Annotated in this window: 17 protein-coding genes; 11 read left to right on the forward strand and 6 right to left on the reverse strand. The window is 37.0% G+C overall.

The features are described 5' to 3' along the window. Positions 1-5: 5 nt before the first annotated feature. Positions 6-980 (reverse strand): ring-cleaving dioxygenase, encoded by a 975-nt coding sequence (locus IGK54_RS01325; protein WP_002355221.1) that lies wholly within the window; start codon positions 978-980, stop codon positions 6-8. Positions 981-1245: 265 nt separating this feature from the next. Here IGK54_RS01325 and IGK54_RS01330 point away from each other — a divergent pair, with 265 nt between their 5' ends. Both IGK54_RS01330 and IGK54_RS01335 read left to right on the forward strand, forming a co-directional pair. After that, positions 1246-1602 (forward strand): DMT family transporter, encoded by a 357-nt coding sequence (locus IGK54_RS01330; RefSeq protein ID WP_430603118.1) that lies wholly within the window; start codon positions 1246-1248, stop codon positions 1600-1602. Next, positions 1599-1910, forward strand: coding sequence for a DMT family transporter (locus IGK54_RS01335; RefSeq protein WP_002361148.1), 312 nt, complete (start codon positions 1599-1601; stop codon positions 1908-1910). The genes IGK54_RS01330 and IGK54_RS01335 overlap by 4 nt, the downstream gene beginning before the upstream one ends. Before the next feature lie 95 nt (positions 1911-2005). Here the strand turns inward: IGK54_RS01335 and IGK54_RS01340 are convergent, their stop codons facing one another. Together IGK54_RS01340 and IGK54_RS01345 are read right to left on the reverse strand one after the other, a co-directional pair. Next, complete coding sequence (locus IGK54_RS01340) at positions 2006-3052, reverse strand: chitinase (protein ID WP_002364979.1); 1047 nt, start codon at positions 3050-3052, stop codon at positions 2006-2008. Positions 3053-3094: 42 nt separating this feature from the next. Continuing rightward, positions 3095-3679, reverse strand: a complete 585-nt coding sequence (locus IGK54_RS01345) for a lytic polysaccharide monooxygenase (RefSeq protein WP_002355225.1) — start codon at positions 3677-3679, stop codon at positions 3095-3097. Positions 3680-3953: 274 nt separating this feature from the next. Between IGK54_RS01345 and IGK54_RS01350 the strand changes: the two genes are divergently transcribed. Genes IGK54_RS01350 through IGK54_RS01360 form a run of 3 tightly spaced genes read left to right on the forward strand, consistent with a single transcriptional unit; the run spans position 3954 to position 6125 of the window. Further along, on the forward strand, positions 3954-4688 hold the full coding sequence (locus tag IGK54_RS01350) for an acyl-ACP thioesterase domain-containing protein (RefSeq protein ID WP_002355227.1): 735 nt from the start codon (positions 3954-3956) through the stop codon (positions 4686-4688). 50 nt (positions 4689-4738) lie between these two features. Then, the gene (locus IGK54_RS01355; RefSeq protein ID WP_002358361.1) at positions 4739-5572 is read left to right on the forward strand and encodes a DUF72 domain-containing protein; all 834 of its coding nucleotides are present in this window, start codon (positions 4739-4741) and stop codon (positions 5570-5572) included. 16 nt (positions 5573-5588) lie between these two features. Next, positions 5589-6125, forward strand: a complete 537-nt coding sequence (locus IGK54_RS01360; RefSeq protein ID WP_002383648.1) for a haloacid dehalogenase — start codon at positions 5589-5591, stop codon at positions 6123-6125. 22 nt (positions 6126-6147) lie between these two features. On the opposite strand, the gene IGK54_RS01365 is transcribed toward IGK54_RS01360, so the two are convergent. Beyond that, the gene (locus tag IGK54_RS01365; RefSeq protein ID WP_010707879.1) at positions 6148-7500 is read right to left on the reverse strand and encodes an aspartate kinase; all 1353 of its coding nucleotides are present in this window, start codon (positions 7498-7500) and stop codon (positions 6148-6150) included. Between the two features lie 186 nt (positions 7501-7686). Between IGK54_RS01365 and IGK54_RS01370 the strand changes: the two genes are divergently transcribed. From IGK54_RS01370 to IGK54_RS01380, 3 genes are all read left to right on the forward strand, one after another. Beyond that, positions 7687-8373, forward strand: coding sequence for an HAD family hydrolase (locus tag IGK54_RS01370; RefSeq protein ID WP_002355232.1), 687 nt, complete (start codon positions 7687-7689; stop codon positions 8371-8373). A 185-nt stretch (positions 8374-8558) separates the two neighbouring features. Beyond that, positions 8559-10295, forward strand: coding sequence for a septation ring formation regulator EzrA (ezrA, locus tag IGK54_RS01375; protein WP_142957235.1), 1737 nt, complete (start codon positions 8559-8561; stop codon positions 10293-10295). 125 nt (positions 10296-10420) lie between these two features. Next, the gene (locus tag IGK54_RS01380) at positions 10421-11566 is read left to right on the forward strand and encodes a cysteine desulfurase family protein (RefSeq protein ID WP_002364978.1); all 1146 of its coding nucleotides are present in this window, start codon (positions 10421-10423) and stop codon (positions 11564-11566) included. A 51-nt stretch (positions 11567-11617) separates the two neighbouring features. On the opposite strand, the gene IGK54_RS01385 is transcribed toward IGK54_RS01380, so the two are convergent. Further along, entirely contained in the window at positions 11618-12310 is a 693-nt protein-coding gene (locus IGK54_RS01385; protein WP_142957236.1) for a response regulator transcription factor, read from the reverse strand. Then, positions 12307-13650 (reverse strand): sensor histidine kinase, encoded by a 1344-nt coding sequence (locus tag IGK54_RS01390; RefSeq protein ID WP_002385380.1) that lies wholly within the window; start codon positions 13648-13650, stop codon positions 12307-12309. The genes IGK54_RS01385 and IGK54_RS01390 overlap by 4 nt, the downstream gene beginning before the upstream one ends. Positions 13651-13973: 323 nt before the next feature. Between IGK54_RS01390 and IGK54_RS01395 the strand changes: the two genes are divergently transcribed. From IGK54_RS01395 to IGK54_RS01405, 3 genes are all read left to right on the forward strand, one after another. Further along, positions 13974-14951: a DUF4822 domain-containing protein gene (locus tag IGK54_RS01395; RefSeq protein ID WP_430603120.1), complete on the forward strand. Its 978-nt coding sequence runs from the start codon at positions 13974-13976 to the stop codon at positions 14949-14951. Between the two features lie 184 nt (positions 14952-15135). Further along, positions 15136-16101: a DUF4822 domain-containing protein gene (locus tag IGK54_RS01400; protein ID WP_010824984.1), complete on the forward strand. Its 966-nt coding sequence runs from the start codon at positions 15136-15138 to the stop codon at positions 16099-16101. Between the two features lie 218 nt (positions 16102-16319). Further along, positions 16320-17363, forward strand: a complete 1044-nt coding sequence (locus IGK54_RS01405) for a DUF4822 domain-containing protein (RefSeq protein WP_142957237.1) — start codon at positions 16320-16322, stop codon at positions 17361-17363. Positions 17364-17419 lie beyond the last annotated feature (56 nt).

Genomic DNA, 17419 nt, shown 5'->3' on the forward strand with positions numbered 1-17419 from the left:
AAATACTAATTTCTTTGAACATTCGCATCTGAAGTATCGAAAGGACGCACAAATTCTTCAATCCCTGCCCGTTTTGGTTCTAAAAATGGCGGTAATGATAATTTTTCACCAGCGTGTTCATAGGTTTCATCCTCTAAAAACCCAGGACCATCGGTTGCCAGTTCAAATAAAACATGTGTTGCTGCCAAGAAATATTCAGATTTAAAGTAAAAACGTTCCACAAAGCCAGAATTAGGAAATTCCAAACGATTAATTTTTTCAATCCAGAAACGTAGTGCTTCCTCATCGGCAACGCGCAAGGCTAAGTGATGGACATTGCCGTAGCCTTCTTGGGCCGCTGGCAAATCTTCTCGATGCTCTACGATAATGCTGGCACCATTCCCACCTTCGCCAACTTCAAATAAATGGAAACTACCTTCAGCATCAATCAATTTGAACCCTAAAACTTCAGTTAAAACTAGTTGCAGATGTTCGTAATTTTCGACAGTTACAAAGGCTGGACCTAAGCCGATTAAAGCATGTTCACTAGGGACGTTAGATTTTTTCCAAGGCGTGCCAGCTGCAACACCTTGGTTCTTTTCATCAGAAATAAGTTGGTAACGTTGATTGTCAAAATCTTCAAATTCTAAATACTTTTTACCAAAACGTTCTTGAATTTCTCCATGATCAATTGCATATTCATTAAAGCGTGATACCCAGTAATCCAAAGCAGCATCATCTTTTACACGGAAGGAAGTACGAGAAATTGTATTGGTTCCTTTGGTTCCTTTAGGTAAGCCTGGGAAGTCAAAGAAAGTCATATCTGTTCCGGGAGAGCCGGCATCATCAGCAAAAAATAAATGATATGTTTCAATATCGTCTTGGTTAACAGTCTTCTTAATTAAACGTAGACCTAAAATATCGGTGAAAAAGTGATAAATTTTTTCGGCACTTGAAGTCATGGCAGTGACGTGGTGTAAACCTAAAATTTGTGTATTCATAATAAAAATCCTCCTAAAAGAAAAATAATTTTTTAATTAATTAACTTACTAAAAGTAAGTTTAAATGATTAGTCCTAAAAATGCAAAAGAAATGTCTCGAATTCGAACTATTATTTTTTAGTTGATTTTTTAAAAAAATAAGAATATAATAACCAGAGATATTTTAATACATAAACTTTCGTAAACATCGCCGGATGCTTGCGACTAAAGTGTTAATGAACAGTTCTTAGGCCATAGCTGAACTGTTTGTTGGCACTTTTTTTGTTTGGAAGGGAAGGAAAACAAGATGAGTAAAGCTTGGTTAAAAGTTATTTTTGTCGCTTTTTGTGAAGTGATTTGGGTCATTGGCATGAAGCATAGCACAACATGGTGGGAGATTTTAGGGACAGTAATCGCAATCTTTATCAGTTTTTATGCGCTGATTAAATCAGGAGAGGAATTGCCAGTCGGCACAGCCTATGCTGTATTTGTCGGCTTAGGTAGTGCTGGAACTATTGTAACAGATCATTTTTTATTCCACACACCATTGGGCATAGGAAAAGTTCTTTTTCTGTTGCTGTTATTAATAGGTGTAATTGGCTTAAAAATGGTAACTGGAAATAAAGAGGAGGAAACAAGATGAGTTGGTTATACTTAGTTATTGCAGGCTGTTTTGAAATCTTTGGCGTAGGTTCAATTAAATTATTTACAACAAAAAAAGACTTACGTTCATTGTTAATTTTAATTCTAGCGTTTAGTGGTAGTTTTTTATTTTTATATTTAGGGATGAGACAACTGCCGATGGGCGTTTCTTATGCAGTTTGGACAGGAATTGGTACAGCAGGAGGCGCTATTTTAGGAATGCTCTTAGGTGAATCAAAAGACCCACGCCGGATATTTTTTATTTTTTTAATCATTGTTTCTGTGATTGGTTTAAAATTAATTGGTTAGAAAGCGAGAGAACATTGTTTGGATTATTGAAAGATCGGTGAGTAAAATTTAAAAAGAGACAGAACCAAATGCGGTGTTCTGTCTCAAAATAGCTTTTATTTTACGAGGTTACTATAACGTGTCGCAAATTCATTGTTGTAGGACTTGCCGTTGACATCTTGACCAACGTCCCAATTTGCAGACCAAGTCATTAAGCCACGGATAGGATTACCGTCTTTTGCTAACTGATCAAAAGTTTTGGCTACAGGGGTAGCCTCAACGACATAGCCGCTACCAGCCGCATCCCGATTTGCTGGTAAACCAAGGACTAATTTATCGTTTGGTATCTGTAGATAGCCGCGCGTACCATGGATTAATGAATCAGACATATAATAGAGGAATTCGTATTTTAGAGCATCGTTGCTTTGAGCAACCCAAGTCATAATTTCATCAACCCAGACACCGTCGCCGCCTTGGTTATATAATTGTGGGGCAATGTAATCATAATAACCATTTAGGGAAGTAATGTATGTTTCATAAGCGGCACCAGGTTTTAAATAAGGGAATTCTGGCGCCATCGTAATGATGAAATTTTTTCCTTGTGCTCGATAATGGTCTTTGACTATTTTCAACGCAGCAGGGATGACGGTTTGGTTGTCGCCAGCAGTAATCGCCAATTGCTCTAAGTCAATGTCTAAACCATCAAAGCCGTATGTTTCCACTTGACGAATGATTTCATTCGCAAAGGCTTGTTCATCGCCTTTGACTAATTGGATATGTGCATCTGCTCCACCAAGTGCCAATAAAACTGCGCGACCTTGACTATTTAATTGTGCGACTTCTTGTCGGAAGGCAGTGTCCGTTTGGTTATAAGGCTTGAACGTAGGAATCCGTGTCGTGCCATCGCTTTTCATGAAGGAAACCGGTACGACATTGTAGGCTTGATTTACTTCTGAAAGGTTCAGCGATGCTGATGTTCCTTGTTTGTAACCATCGCGTCCTTTTGAGGCCCAGTTATGCCAATATCCAACCAACACTTTTTTGCCAGAGATATCTACCATCGTATCCGCAGCATCTGCAGAAGCTTGAGTAGGCGTTAACCACAAGCCAACTGCTACGGTTGAAAGAAGGAGAAAAGCAGGAATTATTTTTTTTAGCTTCATTTTTTGAGAACTCCTTTAATTTAGTTTAAGATGTGAGTATTTTTACTGAATGTTCACATCAATCGCTTGGTAAAAGGCGTTCACCGTATCACCAATGCCCCAGACAGCGTAAATGACATGATAACCTTTGCGGTCTGTCGGAATATTAATTGTTTGTTTAACAACTTTATTAGGAACTTCTTGTTTGCCGTCAATTGAAGCAATTTTGTCGAAGTTTTTAATGTCTAATGGTTGATTTGGATTCCAGCCATTTTTAGTAATATAGTAATCCCAAGAAGCAGTTCTATGTTGGGCAGTTAAGTTCCAAGTGATGTCAAGGGGACCTGTTGTAATGTTTGTTTTGTGCCAACGAGTAGCTGTTTGTTCATCCAAAGGTTCAAAACCTGAGACACCTGCACTGGCTAATTTACCAGTAATAAACGTATTTTTGGGCGCTTCGATACTTTGAGGTTCCCATTGTGCACGACCAACATTTGTATTTAAGTTACCACCAGCAGAACTACCAAAGAAAGCACGACTTCCAGGACTTGCTACGTAACCATGAGCCTCCGAAACAGTAGGGGCCAATGCAGCGCCACCTAAAACAAAACTAAAAGCCAGGACGATTGTTAATAAACTCTTTTTCACGAAAAAAACCTCCTAAAAAATTATTTTGTATGCGCTTACAGATAGGAATATAACATAATAATCTTTCGGATACAAATAATAAGAAATGTTATTTTTAAAAATAAAACAATATTTTTTAAGTAATATTAAGAACGTTTTTAAATAATATAAATAATAGTGTTTTTCAAAGTTTTGTTAATTTTTCATTCGGAATCGCAATTGAAGAAATCACGTGGTATACTTTTAAGAAGAAACAATGACACGAAAGTAGCCATTGGAAAAAGGAGATTATTTCGTGGGAAAAAAACATACATCCTCTTATGAAGTTGCCTACTATGACGGCGATTTTACTGGTGCAATGAAGATACCGGCTTTGTTAGCGGTTGTCATTAAAGTATCAGAAGAACAAACAGAATTACTAGGAAGAGATGCGGCTTATGTCGCTCAATTTGGTCTAGGCTGGGTCATCACCAATTATGAAATAGAGATTCACCGTTTACCAAAAGTTGGTGAAAAAGTAGCAATTACAACGCAAGCTATGAGTTATAACAAATATTTTTGTTATCGTAACTTTTGGGTTCATGATGAAGAAGGCAATGAATGTGTCTTTGTTAAATCAACCTTTGTCTTAATGGATCAAAAAAATCGGAAAATTAGTAGTGTGCTACCAGAAATTATTGCACCTTTTGATTCTGAAAAAATCACTAAAATTTATCGCCATGAAAAAATTGAAAAAGTCACAGAGGGGAACTTTTTACCTTATCGTGTGCGTTTTTTTGATATTGATGGCAATCAACATGTTAATAATGCGATTTACTTTAATTGGTTATTGGATGTGTTAGGGTATGACTTTTTAACAACGCATCAACCGAAAAAAATTCTTGTGAAATTTGATAAAGAAGTAGAATATGGCCAAGAAGTCGAAAGTCATTACGAAATTGTCGAACAAGAAAATCAGTTGAAAACACGCCATGAGATTCGGATTGATGGTCAAACCTATTGTGAAGCGAATATCGATTGGACAAATTAAGTTAAGATGACGGTTTAGAAAAATAAAAAGTTACGCAAAGGAGGAAGGACATGATTCGCTTAGGATTAACATCTTTTAGTGAACACGACTATTTAACTGGAAAAAAACGGGCCACGCTTTATGAATATGCCAGTCATTTACCGCTAGTTGAAATGGACACGGCGTATTACGGGATTCCTCCCAAAGAACGAGTAGCTGAATGGGTCAAAGCAGTTCCCGAAAACTTTCGCTTTGTCATGAAAGTTTATAGTGGAATCAGTTGTCAAGGTGAGTGGCAAACCTATTATGCAAGTGAAGAAGAAATGATCACCGCCTTTTTAGAAAGTATGGCCCCATTAATTGAAAGTAAAAAATTATTTGCCTTTCTGGTACAATTTTCAGGAACATTTGGTTGTACGAAAGAAAATGTCGCTTACTTGCAAAAAATTCGTCACTGGTTTAAAGACCTACCCATCGCCATTGAATTACGAAATAATTCATGGTATCAACCAAACTTTGTAAAACAAATGTTGCAATTTATGAAAGAAAATCAATTTTCACTTGTGATTGTAGATGAACCGCAGATTCCTACGAATCCAGTGCCCTTTTATCCGTATGTAACGAATCCTAATCTCGTGCTCTTCCGGTTTCACGGACGTAATGCGGCTGGCTGGTTAGCCAATGATGCAGAGTGGCGTAAAAAAAGAACCCTCTATCATTATAATACGCAGGAAATCGCTGATTTAAGCGAAGCTGTTTTAAAAATGTCGCAAGAAGCTAAAGAAGTGGGCGTAATTTTTAATAATAATTCTGGCGGCGATGCTGCAGAAAACGCCCTACAGATGCAAAAAGTCTTGAATTTGAGTTACGATGATTTGAATCCAAAACAATTAGATTTATTTTGAGAAAGAAGGTAGCTGAATGTCTGAAAAGCAATCCCCTTATGAAATGGCTTGTGCATTCCACGAGGTTTTTAATCCACAACAACCAGAGCAACCAACTGCTTTTTCGCCAGAGCTAGCCAGTCGACGAGCAGAGTTTAAAGTCGAAGAACTTGTGGAATTTTTATATAGTGCTGCTAATAATGACCAAGTACTTTTTCAACAATTGGTCAACGGATTAAAAAAATCTGTCGATAAAGCAGAGCAGAAAGTCTTGGCGAAAGGCAAACCAGTATCTGATCCTTTAGTGGAGGAAGTGGATGCACTAGTCGATTTATTGTATTTTACTTATGGTTCGTTTTGCTTAATGGGCGTCAATCCAACAAAAATTATTGAAATCGTTCATCAAGCCAATATGGGGAAATTATTTCCAGATGGGCAGCCACATTATGATCCAGAAACAAATAAAGTATTAAAACCTGAAAATTGGGAACAAGATTTTGCGCCAGAAGCTAAAATTAAAGCGGAAATTCAACGCCAATTGAAAATTACTGAAACCAATGAAAAAGACGAATGAGAAAACTCATTCGTCTTTTTCATTAATCATGGAAGAACGTCCGATATAAGGCTTTGATGGCTTTTTCCTCTTGTTCTTTTTTGATACCAAACATAATACTTACTTCCGAAGATCCTTGGTTAATCATTTCTAAGTTGATTTTTTCTTTGGCTAACGCCATTGTACTTTCAGCAGTAACCCCAATTCGTTGGCGCATGCCTTCCCCGACAATCATAATCATAGAAAGGTGATGCGTGATGCGTAACTCATCAGGCGCTAAAACTTCTTGGAGTTGAGCCATCAGTCGATTTTCAATTTCAGTTGTTAACTGGTCTTCTCTTAAAACAATCGTGATGTCATCAATTCCTGAGGGCATATGCTCATAGCTCAAGGCTAATTTTTCTAGTACTTCTAAGAGCCGTCGCCCAAAACCTAATTCTCTATTCATTAAATACTTACTAATGTAAATACTTGCGAACCCTTGATCACTAGCAATTCCTACAACAGGAGCATGCTTCACTTTGCGAGAGGTGGTAATTAGGGTGCCAGGATGATGTGGGTTGTTGGTATTTTTGATAACGACTGGAATATTTGCGCGATAAGCAGGCATTAAAGCTTCGTCATGGAGGACGGCAAATCCTGCATAAGCTAACTCCCGCATTTCTCTATAGGTCAATTCTTGAATCGTTTGAGGCTGTTCAATAATTCCAGGATGGGCGACATAAATTCCGTCCACATCGGTAAAGTTTTCATACAAATCTGCTTGAACACCTGCGGCAACAATGGACCCTGTGATATCGGAACCGCCACGAGAAAAAGTACAAATTTCGCCGGCTTCTGTATAACCAAAGAAACCTGGAATAACCAAGATTTGTTGAGTCTCACGATAGGCACTAATTTTCTCTAAAGCTTTTGGTAAAATGCGGGCATTGCCTGGCTCAGGTGTCACTAGGAGACCTAATTCTTTTGGACTAATGTAGCGAGCATCTAAGCCATTTTGCTTGAAAAAACTGGCAACAACTTTTGCATTATTGTCCTCGCCGCTAGCTAAAAAATAGTCAAATAAAAAAGCATTGTTTTCTTTTGGTAAAGTGGCTAATTGGCGAATCGAAATAGCAATATCAGCTAAAACTGCTTTATCCAAGTGTAATTCATCAAAAAGATCTTCATAACGACGAATGATGGCAGAGATTGTCGATTCAATTTCCTCATTATTTAAGTAGCGCTGATAGTATTGAATCAATAAATCAGTCACTTTAATATCTTGCGGGGTTCGCTTTCCAGGAGCGGATACAACGACAAACGTTCGGCGCGGCTCTTCCTTGACGATTTGTAAGACTTTCTGTAACTGTGGTGCTGATGCTAGCGAGCTACCGCCGAATTTAACTACGTTCACGTTTATCACTCCTGTTTTTAATTATTTTCTCATTTGTAGATTAGTAAAAGGATACCGAAAAACATTTAGAAAAGCAACCACTTATTTTCAGAAAGTTAGGAAATCATGAAAATATTTGTTCTTCATTTTTCCTTAAAATTTTGTTAAACTGTAAAGATATGAGTCGTAACGAAGGAGTTAAATAGTATGACAGAATCCAAAACTGCCATTATTTTTGATATGGACGGTGTCCTAGTAGATAGCGAAGCTTATTATTATGAGCGACGTAAAGCATTTTTAGCGGAATTTGATTTGACCATTGAGGGCCTAACCTTGCCAGAATTAGTCGGTGCGGATATGCGTTCATTATGGCAAAAGATTGAACAAGTCAACAAAAAAGAGCTAGATATTGCTTTTTTAAATGAACAATACATAGCCTATAAAAAAGCGCATCCGATAGATTATTTAGCTGTGCTTGATGAAAATGCGAAACGTGTTTTACAATTTTTAAAAAGACAAGGCTATAAAATCGGATTAGCTTCTTCTTCCACAAAAGACGCAATTGAAGAGGTTTTGACAGTGGGGCAATTAAGTAGTTATTTTGATGCGGTCGTGAGTGGGGAAGATTTCGAAGAAAGTAAACCGGCGCCGGATATTTATCTGCACACGTTACAAGAATTAGCTGTTGCGCCACAGGAATGTATAGCCATTGAAGATTCAGAAAAAGGCATTGCCTCTGCCAAAGAAGCTGGGCTAGAAGTTTGGGCGATGCGCGATGAACACTTTGGGATGGATCAAAGTCAAGCGGATGCCTTCTTAACACAACTAAGTGATATTTGTAAAAAAATTAGTGAAAATCGGATCGATGAAAGCAGTGAATCAACCCCTTCGTAAGAAGATCGCGGGTTTTCTTAAAAAAGTTTGTTATAACTAGTGAATGAATATACAGTTTGTGCTATAATTTTCTATAGGTATTTCTGCAAGAATGCCCTTTTTCAAGGGTCAGGAACAATAGATAACCGTGTGAAGAGAACAAACAACCTTTCTTTTATTATAGAAAAATTATCGGAGGAGCCAAAATGAAGAATAATTGGATTATCATTTTAGTACTAGTAATCGTTATTATTGCTGCGGTGCTATACTTAATTGGTTATTTTATGCGCAAAAAAAATCAAGAACAATTAGATGAATTAGAAGTTCGTAAAGAAGCCCTGTTTGACTTGCCAGTCTTTGAAGAAATCGATGACATTAAAAAAATGCATCTAGTTGGACAGAGTCAAAATAGTTTCCGTGAATGGAATCAACGTTGGGTAGAACTATCGACGCGTTCTTTCGCCGAACTAGAGAGTCAAATTTATGAAGTCGAAAATCAAAATGAAATTTTCCGTTTCATGAAAGCGAAGAAAGCAGTCGTGGAAGCGAATGAAACGATGACCGAAATGGAAGCCGAAGTGGAAGTCATTCGTAATGGCTTGAAAGAATTACGTGAAAGTGAAGAGCGCAATTCATTAGAAGTTCAAAAAGCTTTGGATGTCTATGAAGAATTAAGTAAATCACTAAAAGATGATAAAGCTAGCTTTGGTCCAGCTTACTCCGAAATCCAAAAACAATTAAGAAACGTCGAAATTGAATTCACACAATTTGTCACACTAAATACATCGGGGGACCCAATCGAGGCTCGAGAAGTCCTAGAAGATGCAGAACGTCATACGTATGAATTGGAAGACTTAATGAAACGGATTCCACCAATGTATGAAGAATTAAATGAAACTTTCCCAGATCAATTAAAAGAAATCGAAGAAGGCTACAACCAATTATTAGCTGACGATTATGTGTTCCCTGAACAAAACTTTGCTGAAGAAATTCAACATGCGAAAAAACGTGTCGAGAATTCAATGGCTGATTTAGAGAAAACAGAGATTGCTGCAGTAGAGGTCGCAAATCGCGACACAGCAACGGCGATTGATGCATTATATGAAGTGCTGGAACGTGAAATTGAAGCGAAGAAATATGTCGTAACCAATCAAAAAATTATTGACGATTATATTTCTCATTCCTTAAAAAATAACCGTCAATTAATGATTGAATTGGACCATGTATCACAAAGCTACACCTTAAACAACAACGAGTTAGGACGTAGTCGTGGTTTCCAAACGGAAATTGAAGAAATTATCCGCCGTCAAAAAGACTTGGAACCTCGAATGAAAGAACATACCGTTCCTTACTCTGAAATTCAAGCGTTCTATAAAGAATGCTATAAGATTTTAGATGATATTGAAAATCAACAATTAGAAATTGATGCTTCATTGAAAGAACTAAGAAAAGGCGAAAAAGTCGCCCAAGAAAAAGTCGACGAATACGAATTCCGTTTACGGAGTATCAAACGGTATGTTGAAAAGCAACGATTACCAGGTTTGTCTGCTGATTACTTAGAATTTTTCTATGTGGCAACGGATCGAATTGAAGATTTAAGCCGAGCCTTAAATAAAATGCGCATTAACATGGATGAAATCAATCGTTTGTGTGACTTATGCGAAGATGATTTAGAGTTATTAGATAAGAAAACAAAAGATTTAGTCAATGCAGCAGCTCTGACAGAACAAATGATGCAATATGCAAACCGCTATCGTCATACTCACGAGAACATCCGAGCGGCTTTAGATAAAAGCATGTATTTATTCTCGACAGAATTCCGTTATCAAGATGCATTAGATGAAATTGGAACGGCATTGGAAGCTGTTGAGCCAGGGGCGTTCAAACGAATCGAAGATTTTTATTTTAAAAATATCAATAACCCTAATTTAACAGCAATTTAATTAAACAATCACTAAACAGAGGTTTGTCGACAGACAAGCCTCTGTTTTTATGGCGTGGGGGTGACTTGAAGTGATACTTTAGAAAGTATATAATGGGAAAGAATTTTAAAAAAGAAGGGTGACAAATGATTTATTTTGATAATAGTGCAACTACACCGATTTACCCCCAGGCTTTAGATACATATGTAAAAACCAGTCAGCGGATTATTGGCAATCCGTCTAGTCTGCATGACTTAGGCAACCAAGCGAATCGGCTCTTACAACAAGCACGGAAGCAGATTGCGGAGCTAATCAATGTTTCAGCAAATGAAATCTATTTTACAAGTGGCGGAACTGAAGGAGATAACTGGGTTTTAAAAGGAACGGCAATCGAAAAACGAGAATTTGGTAATCATATTATTATTTCTGCAGTGGAACATCCAGCAGTTACAGAAACAGCGGAACAATTAGTCGAACTAGGTTTTGAACTTTCTTATGCGCCAGTGGATAAAGAAGGTCGTGTAAAAGTCGAGGAATTACAGAAATTAATTAGAAAAGAAACGATTTTGGTTTCTGTTATGGCAGTGAACAATGAAGTGGGAACGATTCAACCAATTAAAGAAATCAGCGAGGTTTTAGCGGAGTTTCCTAAAATTCATTTTCATGTAGACGCGGTTCAAGCAATTGGGAAAGTTAATTACTCAGAGTGGTTAACGGATCGGGTGGATTTTGCAACGTTTTCTGCACATAAATTTCATGGACCACGAGGCATTGGTTTTATGTATTGGAAACAAGGAAAACGTTTAGCGCCGCTTTTAACAGGAGGCGGGCAAGAAAACAACCAACGCAGTGGGACAGAAAACGTACCAGCAATTGTGGCAATGGCCAAAGCGTTGCGTTTGCATTTAGAGAACGAACAACAACGGCCGCAACATGTGGCGACATTACGAAGTTATTTATTAAAGGCGCTAGAAGAATTTCAAAATGTGACTGTTTTTTCACAAGATAATGAACATTTTGCGCCACACATTTTATGTTTTGCTTTGAAAGGGATTCGTGGCGAAGTGCTGGTCCATGCATTGGAAGAAAAACAAATTTATATTTCGACTACGAGTGCTTGTTCTAGCCGAAAAAAAATGGCTAGCAGCACCTTGTATGCCATGCATGTGCCTGGAGAATTGGCGACTTCCGCTGTGCGCATTAGTTTAGATGAAGGCAATACAATGGCAGAAATTGAACAATTTATGATTGTTTTCAACCAACTTTATCAAAAATTTTCTCGTGTAAATTAATAAAAAATAAGTCGGAGCCTAGAAATAGGCTCCGACTTATTTTTGCTCTCTTTATCGATTGAAGCGGTAGCCACTTCCCCAGAGTGTTTCAATTGGGGAGTCAGAAAGATTGGCTTTTTTTAATTTTTCCCGAATCCGTTTAATGTGAACAACGACAGTCGAAACCTCAGTATCTAAGGCATCAAATCCCCAGACACTTTCAAAAAGTTCTTCTTTATTCCACACACGGTTAGGATGTTCCATCAAGAAAACCAACAATTTGTATTCTTTGCTTGTAAAAATAACTTCATTTTCTAAAACAAACACTTTGTGGGCGGCAGTGTCGACAGCGATTTCATTGATTTTTAGTAATTGTTGTGGTTGTTCTGCTTTGCTTAACAATTGATAACGGTTCATATGGGCTTTTGCTCGAGCGACTAATTCATTGGGACTAAACGGCTTGATTATATAATCATCCGCACCTAAGCCAAGCCCACGAATTTTATCAATATCTTCTTTTTTAGCCGAAACAATCATGATCGGCGTTTGCTTTTTTTTCCGAATTGCACGACAGATTTCAAAACCATCCATAGTTGGCAGCATCACATCTAAAATAATTAAATCAAAGGGCTCATTTAAAGCTGCTTCCAATCCTTTTTTTCCATCATGTTCAATTGTGACAGTCATATCGTTAATTTCTAAATAATCTTTTTGCAAATCAGCAATGCTTGGATCATCTTCAATAATTAATACATGTGGTTTCATTTTTCATCCTCCAACAACGGCAACGTAATTATCACGTTGGTGCCGTCTCCTTTTTTACTTGTGACAGTGATTGTTCCCTGATGATAGTCAATAATTTGTTTGACAATACTTAATCCCAAGCCGCTTCCTTTAACTGTTGGGGTTCGAGATTTGTCTACACGATAGAAGCGTTCGAATAAATAAGGTAATTCTTTTTTATCGATACCAATGCCGTTATCTGTAATGGTTAAAACTAAGTCTGTTTGATTATGCGTTAAAGAAATCGTAAAGGCTAGTTGTTCTTTAGTGGGATCCGCAAATTTAATGCTATTTTGAATTAGATTGGTAATCACGCGATTCATCTGCGTGGGATCCATTTGAACGTATAAAGCTTCGGTGGGAAGTACAGAAGTGATCACGAGTTCTTGTTCCAAACGGTATTCTTCAAGAATATGTGCAATAAAACGAGTGAAATTGGTCTTTTCCATTGTAAAGACAGCACGGTCTAGGTCTAATTTAGAATACAAAAATAATTCTTCAATTAAATCATTGAGACCTAAACTTTTTTCATGAATGACCGTTAAATAGCGCTGTTTTTTTTCTTCAGTATTGGCAACGCCATCCATTAAACCTTCAACGTAACCAATAATAGAAGTAATTGGTGTTTTTAAGTCATGAGAAATATTTGCAATTAATTCTTTCCGATTAGCTTCATATTTTTCGCGTTCCGCATTGGCTTCTTCTAAATCTTGCCACATTTGTTCAAAACTAAGTTGGAGCTGTTTGACTTCCGTTGAGACGGTTTGGTGGCTAGTTGGCGTAAATGGATTTTCTTTTTGGGCATCCTTACCCAATGTTTTAGTCGCTTTTTCTAATGCTTCTAATGGCTCGATAGTGGTTTTGGTTAAGCGCTTATTAATGAGCCAAGCTGCCGCAATTGCTACAAGGATAATTAACAAAATCATCCAGATAATCCAGCGTGTGAAGAATTCAAAAAGGCTGCTTTCGCGTTTCAAGACAATAAAGCTCCCGTTAGAACCATCTAAATAATGAAAATCTGATTTGACATAATGATACAGACGCCCTGCATTATCCAGTGTGCCAGTTGGCATAATATTATTCATTTCGTAGTTTGGAATATGTACAGACAAAGATTTTTCTACTAAATTATCCGAATAATAAGGAAACCGTGCATTCTTTCGAATAATCACACTTAATCCTTTTGCTTCAATTGTTTGAATCGTTTCCTTTAATTCTTTACTCAAAGGTGTATCTAGTAATTTCGGTGATTTTTTTAGCAGTTGATCTAAGGCCAAATAACTTTCTTCTTCGTTAGCGGTCAATGGTCGTTGCTTATTCATCATTCGGTAAGCTTGGGGCAAACTGGGGACAGTTCCTAATGTGATGTAAGAAGCTAAGGATAAAACAGCTAAAACAGAGGCTAAAGTAATAATGATGGCACTAATATAAGAAATAAAAAAGCGGCGTTTAATGGTCAAAAGCGTCCCTCCTAGTGGTTTTAATCTATTTCTTACTTATAGTGTATTACAAGTGAACAAAAAAAAGCTAGTATTGTTATTAACTTTTTTTCATTTGTTTATAATTTGTTCATTTTTCGGCAAGTAGGAGTTTATAAGGCTTTGCTATTCTAGGTATATCAAAAAGAAAAAGGGGATTACCAACCATGAAAAAGAAAAAAGTTTTTAGTACGATTACCTTATTAACCTTTAGTACGTTGTTGATTGCAGGCTGTGCTGGCGGAGCCAACTCTGCAACAGATAAATCAAGTGCAGCTAGCTCAAGCACTGCAGTCTCTAGTTCAGCAGAAGCAGCTAAAGAGCAATCAAAAGGACAAGAATTAACAGAAATTTTATCCAGTACTGATTGGCAAGGCACAAAAGTTTACGACAAAAATAATAATGATTTAACAGCAGAAAATGCTAATTTTATTGGTTTAGCAAAATATGATGGTGAAACAGGTTTTTATGAATTTTTCGACAAAGAAACAGGTGAAACCCGTGGCGATGAAGGCACATTCTTTGTGACAGATGATGGCGAAAAGCGTATCTTAATTTCGGATACACAAAACTATCAAGCAGTGGTTGATTTAACGGAAGTAACGAAAGATAAATTTACCTATAAGCGAATGGGGAAAGATAAAGACGGGAAAGATGTAGAAGTCTTTGTAGAGCATGTCCCTTATTCTGATAAAAAGTTAACCTTTACGAATGGCCGTAAAGATTTAGAAACAGAAACTGGCAAGATTGTTACCAGTAAACCTGGGGATGACATTTTAGGGGCTACATTATGGAATGGCACGAAAGTTTTAGATGAAGACGGTAACGATGTTACTGAAGCAAATAAAATGTTTATTAGTTTAGCGAAATTTGATAATAAAACAAGTAAATATGAATTCTTTGATTTAGAAACGGGTAAAACCCGTGGAGATTTTGGTTACTTCCAAGTAATTGATAATAACAAAATCCGTGCTCACGTTTCAATTGGTGACAATAAATATGGAGCTGCATTAGAATTAACAGAATTAAATGATAAACGTTTTACGTATACACGAATGGGTAAAGACAACAATGGCAAAGAAATTAAAGTCTTTGTAGAACATGAACCATATGAAGGAGACTTTACGCCAGACTTCACGTTCTAATTAGTCAATCACGAGTGGATGAAGCGGTCAAAAGGAAGTAAAGGATTCTTTTGACCGCTTCATTTTTAACAAAAAAATAGTTTATAGTTGTTTTTAATCGTTTATAAATTGTTCATTTTTCTGACAGTGGTAGTTTAGAATCGTTTGTTAAGATAGGTTTATCAAAGAAAAGGAGCGATGCTTTATGAAAAAGAAAGTATTAAGTTCGATTACTTTAGTAACATTAAGTACGTTACTTATAGCAGGTTATGCAAGTCCAGCATTTGCAGGTCATGCAGCCAATCCAAATAGTGCTACGGCAAATTTAGGCAAACATCAAAACAATGGCCAAACAAAAGGCGATAAGGCGACTAAGATTTTATCTGGCACGGACTGGCAAGGAACCCGTGTTTATGATGCTGCTGGTAATGATTTAACGGCAGAAAATGCTAATTTTATTGGGTTAGCAAAATATGATGGTGAAACCGGGTTTTATGAGTTTTTCGACAAAAACACTGGGGAAACCCGTGGTGACGAAGGAACATTTTTTGTGACAGGTGATGGCACAAAACGAATTTTAATTTCGCGGATACAAAATTATCAAGCCGTAGTGGATTTAACCGAAGTGAGTAAAGACAAATTTACTTACAAGCGTTTAGGGAAAGATAAACTGGGGAATGATGTTGAAGTTTACGTGGAACACATCCCTTATCATGGGAAAAAATTAGCTTTTACAAATGGACGTGAAGCATTAACCAATCAAACTGGCAAAATTGTGACAAATAAATCAGGGGATAAAATTTTAGGAACAACCTTGTGGAATGGCACAAAAGTCGTAGATAAAAACGGTAATGATGTGACAGCGGCCAATCAAAATTTCATTAGTTTAGCGAAATTTGATCCAAACACAAGTAAATATGAATTTTTCAATTTACAAACGGGTGAAACCCGCGGCGACTTTGGGTACTTCCAAGTGGTGGACAATAACAAGATTCGGGCCCATGTATCTATTGGTACGAATCGCTACGGTGCAGCGCTAGAATTAACGGAACTAAACAATGATCGATTTACGTATACTCGAATGGGTAAAGATAATGCTGGTAATGATATTCAAGTGTTCGTGGAACATGAACCTTACCAAGGCACATATCATCCAGCCTTTACTTTCTAAAAGTCTCTTGTCTTCTCTCTTATTTAACAAAAGAACGTCCCCCAACGTTCTTTTGTTTTCTCTTCTTCTATAAATAAATTGTTATTAGTTATAATTAAATATTATTATTAAGATAATTATAATGATTATTATTTAATAATTTGTTCATATTATGGACAGGTGGAGTTAATAACTACTTGCTATCCTTAAATTATCAAAAGGAAAGGGAGTAGTCATTTATGAAGAAAAAAATCATTGGTACAATTACGTTGTTGGCTTTAAGTGCGTTATTAGTCGGTGGAGCAGGAGGGGGTTTGACGGCAGAAGCATACGTTCCTCAAAGCGTAGACAATCCCAATAATTTAGGGGATTTACCTGAGTATTTACGTTCAGTTGGTATTCGGCAAGATGAAATGTTATCGGAAAAAGATTGGGCAGGTCAACGTGTCTATGATAAAAATGGGACCGACTTAACCGCTGAAAATCAGGATTTATTACATGCAATCAAATTTGATGCAACCACTAGTTTCTATGAATTTTTTGATAAAGAGACTGGAGAATCAACAGGAGATGAAGGAACCTTCTTTATGACCGCTGGTATTACAGATGTTTCCCGTCTTGTGATTATTTCTGAAACCAAAAATTATCAAGGTGTATACCCACTTAGAACTTTATACCAAGATACTTTTACGTATAGACAGATGGGGAAAGATAAAAACGGAAATGATATTGAAGTTTTCGTAGAAAACAAAGCAACCTCAGGACCAGTTTATGGTCGTCCGCAGCCATACCCCAATAATCGTCCCAGAACACTAGAATTCACGAATGGACGCCGTGCCATGACAGAACAAACAGGCCAGATTGATGTAAATCGACAAGGGGATGAAATTATTGGTAAAACTTCCTTTGATGGGACACCGCAACTTCTTTGGAATGGCACAAAAGTAGTGGATAAAGATGGCAATGACGTAACTTCGGCCAACCAAAACTTTATCAGCTTAGCGAAATTTGACCAAGATAGCAGCAAATATGAATTTTTCAATTTACAAACGGGTGAAACTCGTGGCGACTATGGCTACTTTAAAGTAGGAAATCAAAATAAATTCCGTGCCCATGTTTCGATTGGAACCAATCGCTATGGTGCTGTCTTAGAATTAACAGAATTGAATGATAATCGTTTTACGTACACACGAATGGGTAAAGATAACGAAGGAAACGATATCCAAGTCTATGTGGAACATGAACCATACCAAGGAACTTTTAATCCTGAATTTACCTTTTAAGAACAAAACATACGAATGGAAACCAAAAAAAGTTTCGACTTCTTTTGGTTTCTCTC

This window comes from Enterococcus sp. DIV2384 (genome assembly GCF_050534975.1).
GTDB lineage: Bacteria > Bacillota > Bacilli > Lactobacillales > Enterococcaceae > Enterococcus > Enterococcus faecalis.

Excerpts from the sequence above, each read along its gene's own strand:
- IGK54_RS01325 (WP_002355221.1), bottom strand. The coding sequence starts at position 980 with ATGAATACACAAATTTTAGGTTTACACCACGTCACTGCCATGACTTCA.
- IGK54_RS01335 (WP_002361148.1), top strand. The coding sequence starts at position 1,599 with ATGAGTTGGTTATACTTAGTTATTGCAGGCTGTTTTGAAATCTTTGGC.
- IGK54_RS01340 (WP_002364979.1), bottom strand. The coding sequence starts at position 3,052 with ATGAAGCTAAAAAAAATAATTCCTGCTTTTCTCCTTCTTTCAACCGTA.
- IGK54_RS01355 (WP_002358361.1), top strand. The coding sequence starts at position 4,739 with ATGATTCGCTTAGGATTAACATCTTTTAGTGAACACGACTATTTAACT.
- IGK54_RS01360 (WP_002383648.1), top strand. The coding sequence starts at position 5,589 with ATGTCTGAAAAGCAATCCCCTTATGAAATGGCTTGTGCATTCCACGAG.
- IGK54_RS01370 (WP_002355232.1), top strand. The coding sequence starts at position 7,687 with ATGACAGAATCCAAAACTGCCATTATTTTTGATATGGACGGTGTCCTA.
- ezrA (WP_142957235.1), top strand. The coding sequence starts at position 8,559 with ATGAAGAATAATTGGATTATCATTTTAGTACTAGTAATCGTTATTATT.
- IGK54_RS01380 (WP_002364978.1), top strand. The coding sequence starts at position 10,421 with ATGATTTATTTTGATAATAGTGCAACTACACCGATTTACCCCCAGGCT.
- IGK54_RS01385 (WP_142957236.1), bottom strand. The coding sequence starts at position 12,310 with ATGAAACCACATGTATTAATTATTGAAGATGATCCAAGCATTGCTGAT.
- IGK54_RS01390 (WP_002385380.1), bottom strand. The coding sequence starts at position 13,650 with ATGAATAAGCAACGACCATTGACCGCTAACGAAGAAGAAAGTTATTTG.
- IGK54_RS01395 (WP_430603120.1), top strand. The coding sequence starts at position 13,974 with ATGAAAAAGAAAAAAGTTTTTAGTACGATTACCTTATTAACCTTTAGT.
- IGK54_RS01400 (WP_010824984.1), top strand. The coding sequence starts at position 15,136 with ATGAAAAAGAAAGTATTAAGTTCGATTACTTTAGTAACATTAAGTACG.
- IGK54_RS01405 (WP_142957237.1), top strand. The coding sequence starts at position 16,320 with ATGAAGAAAAAAATCATTGGTACAATTACGTTGTTGGCTTTAAGTGCG.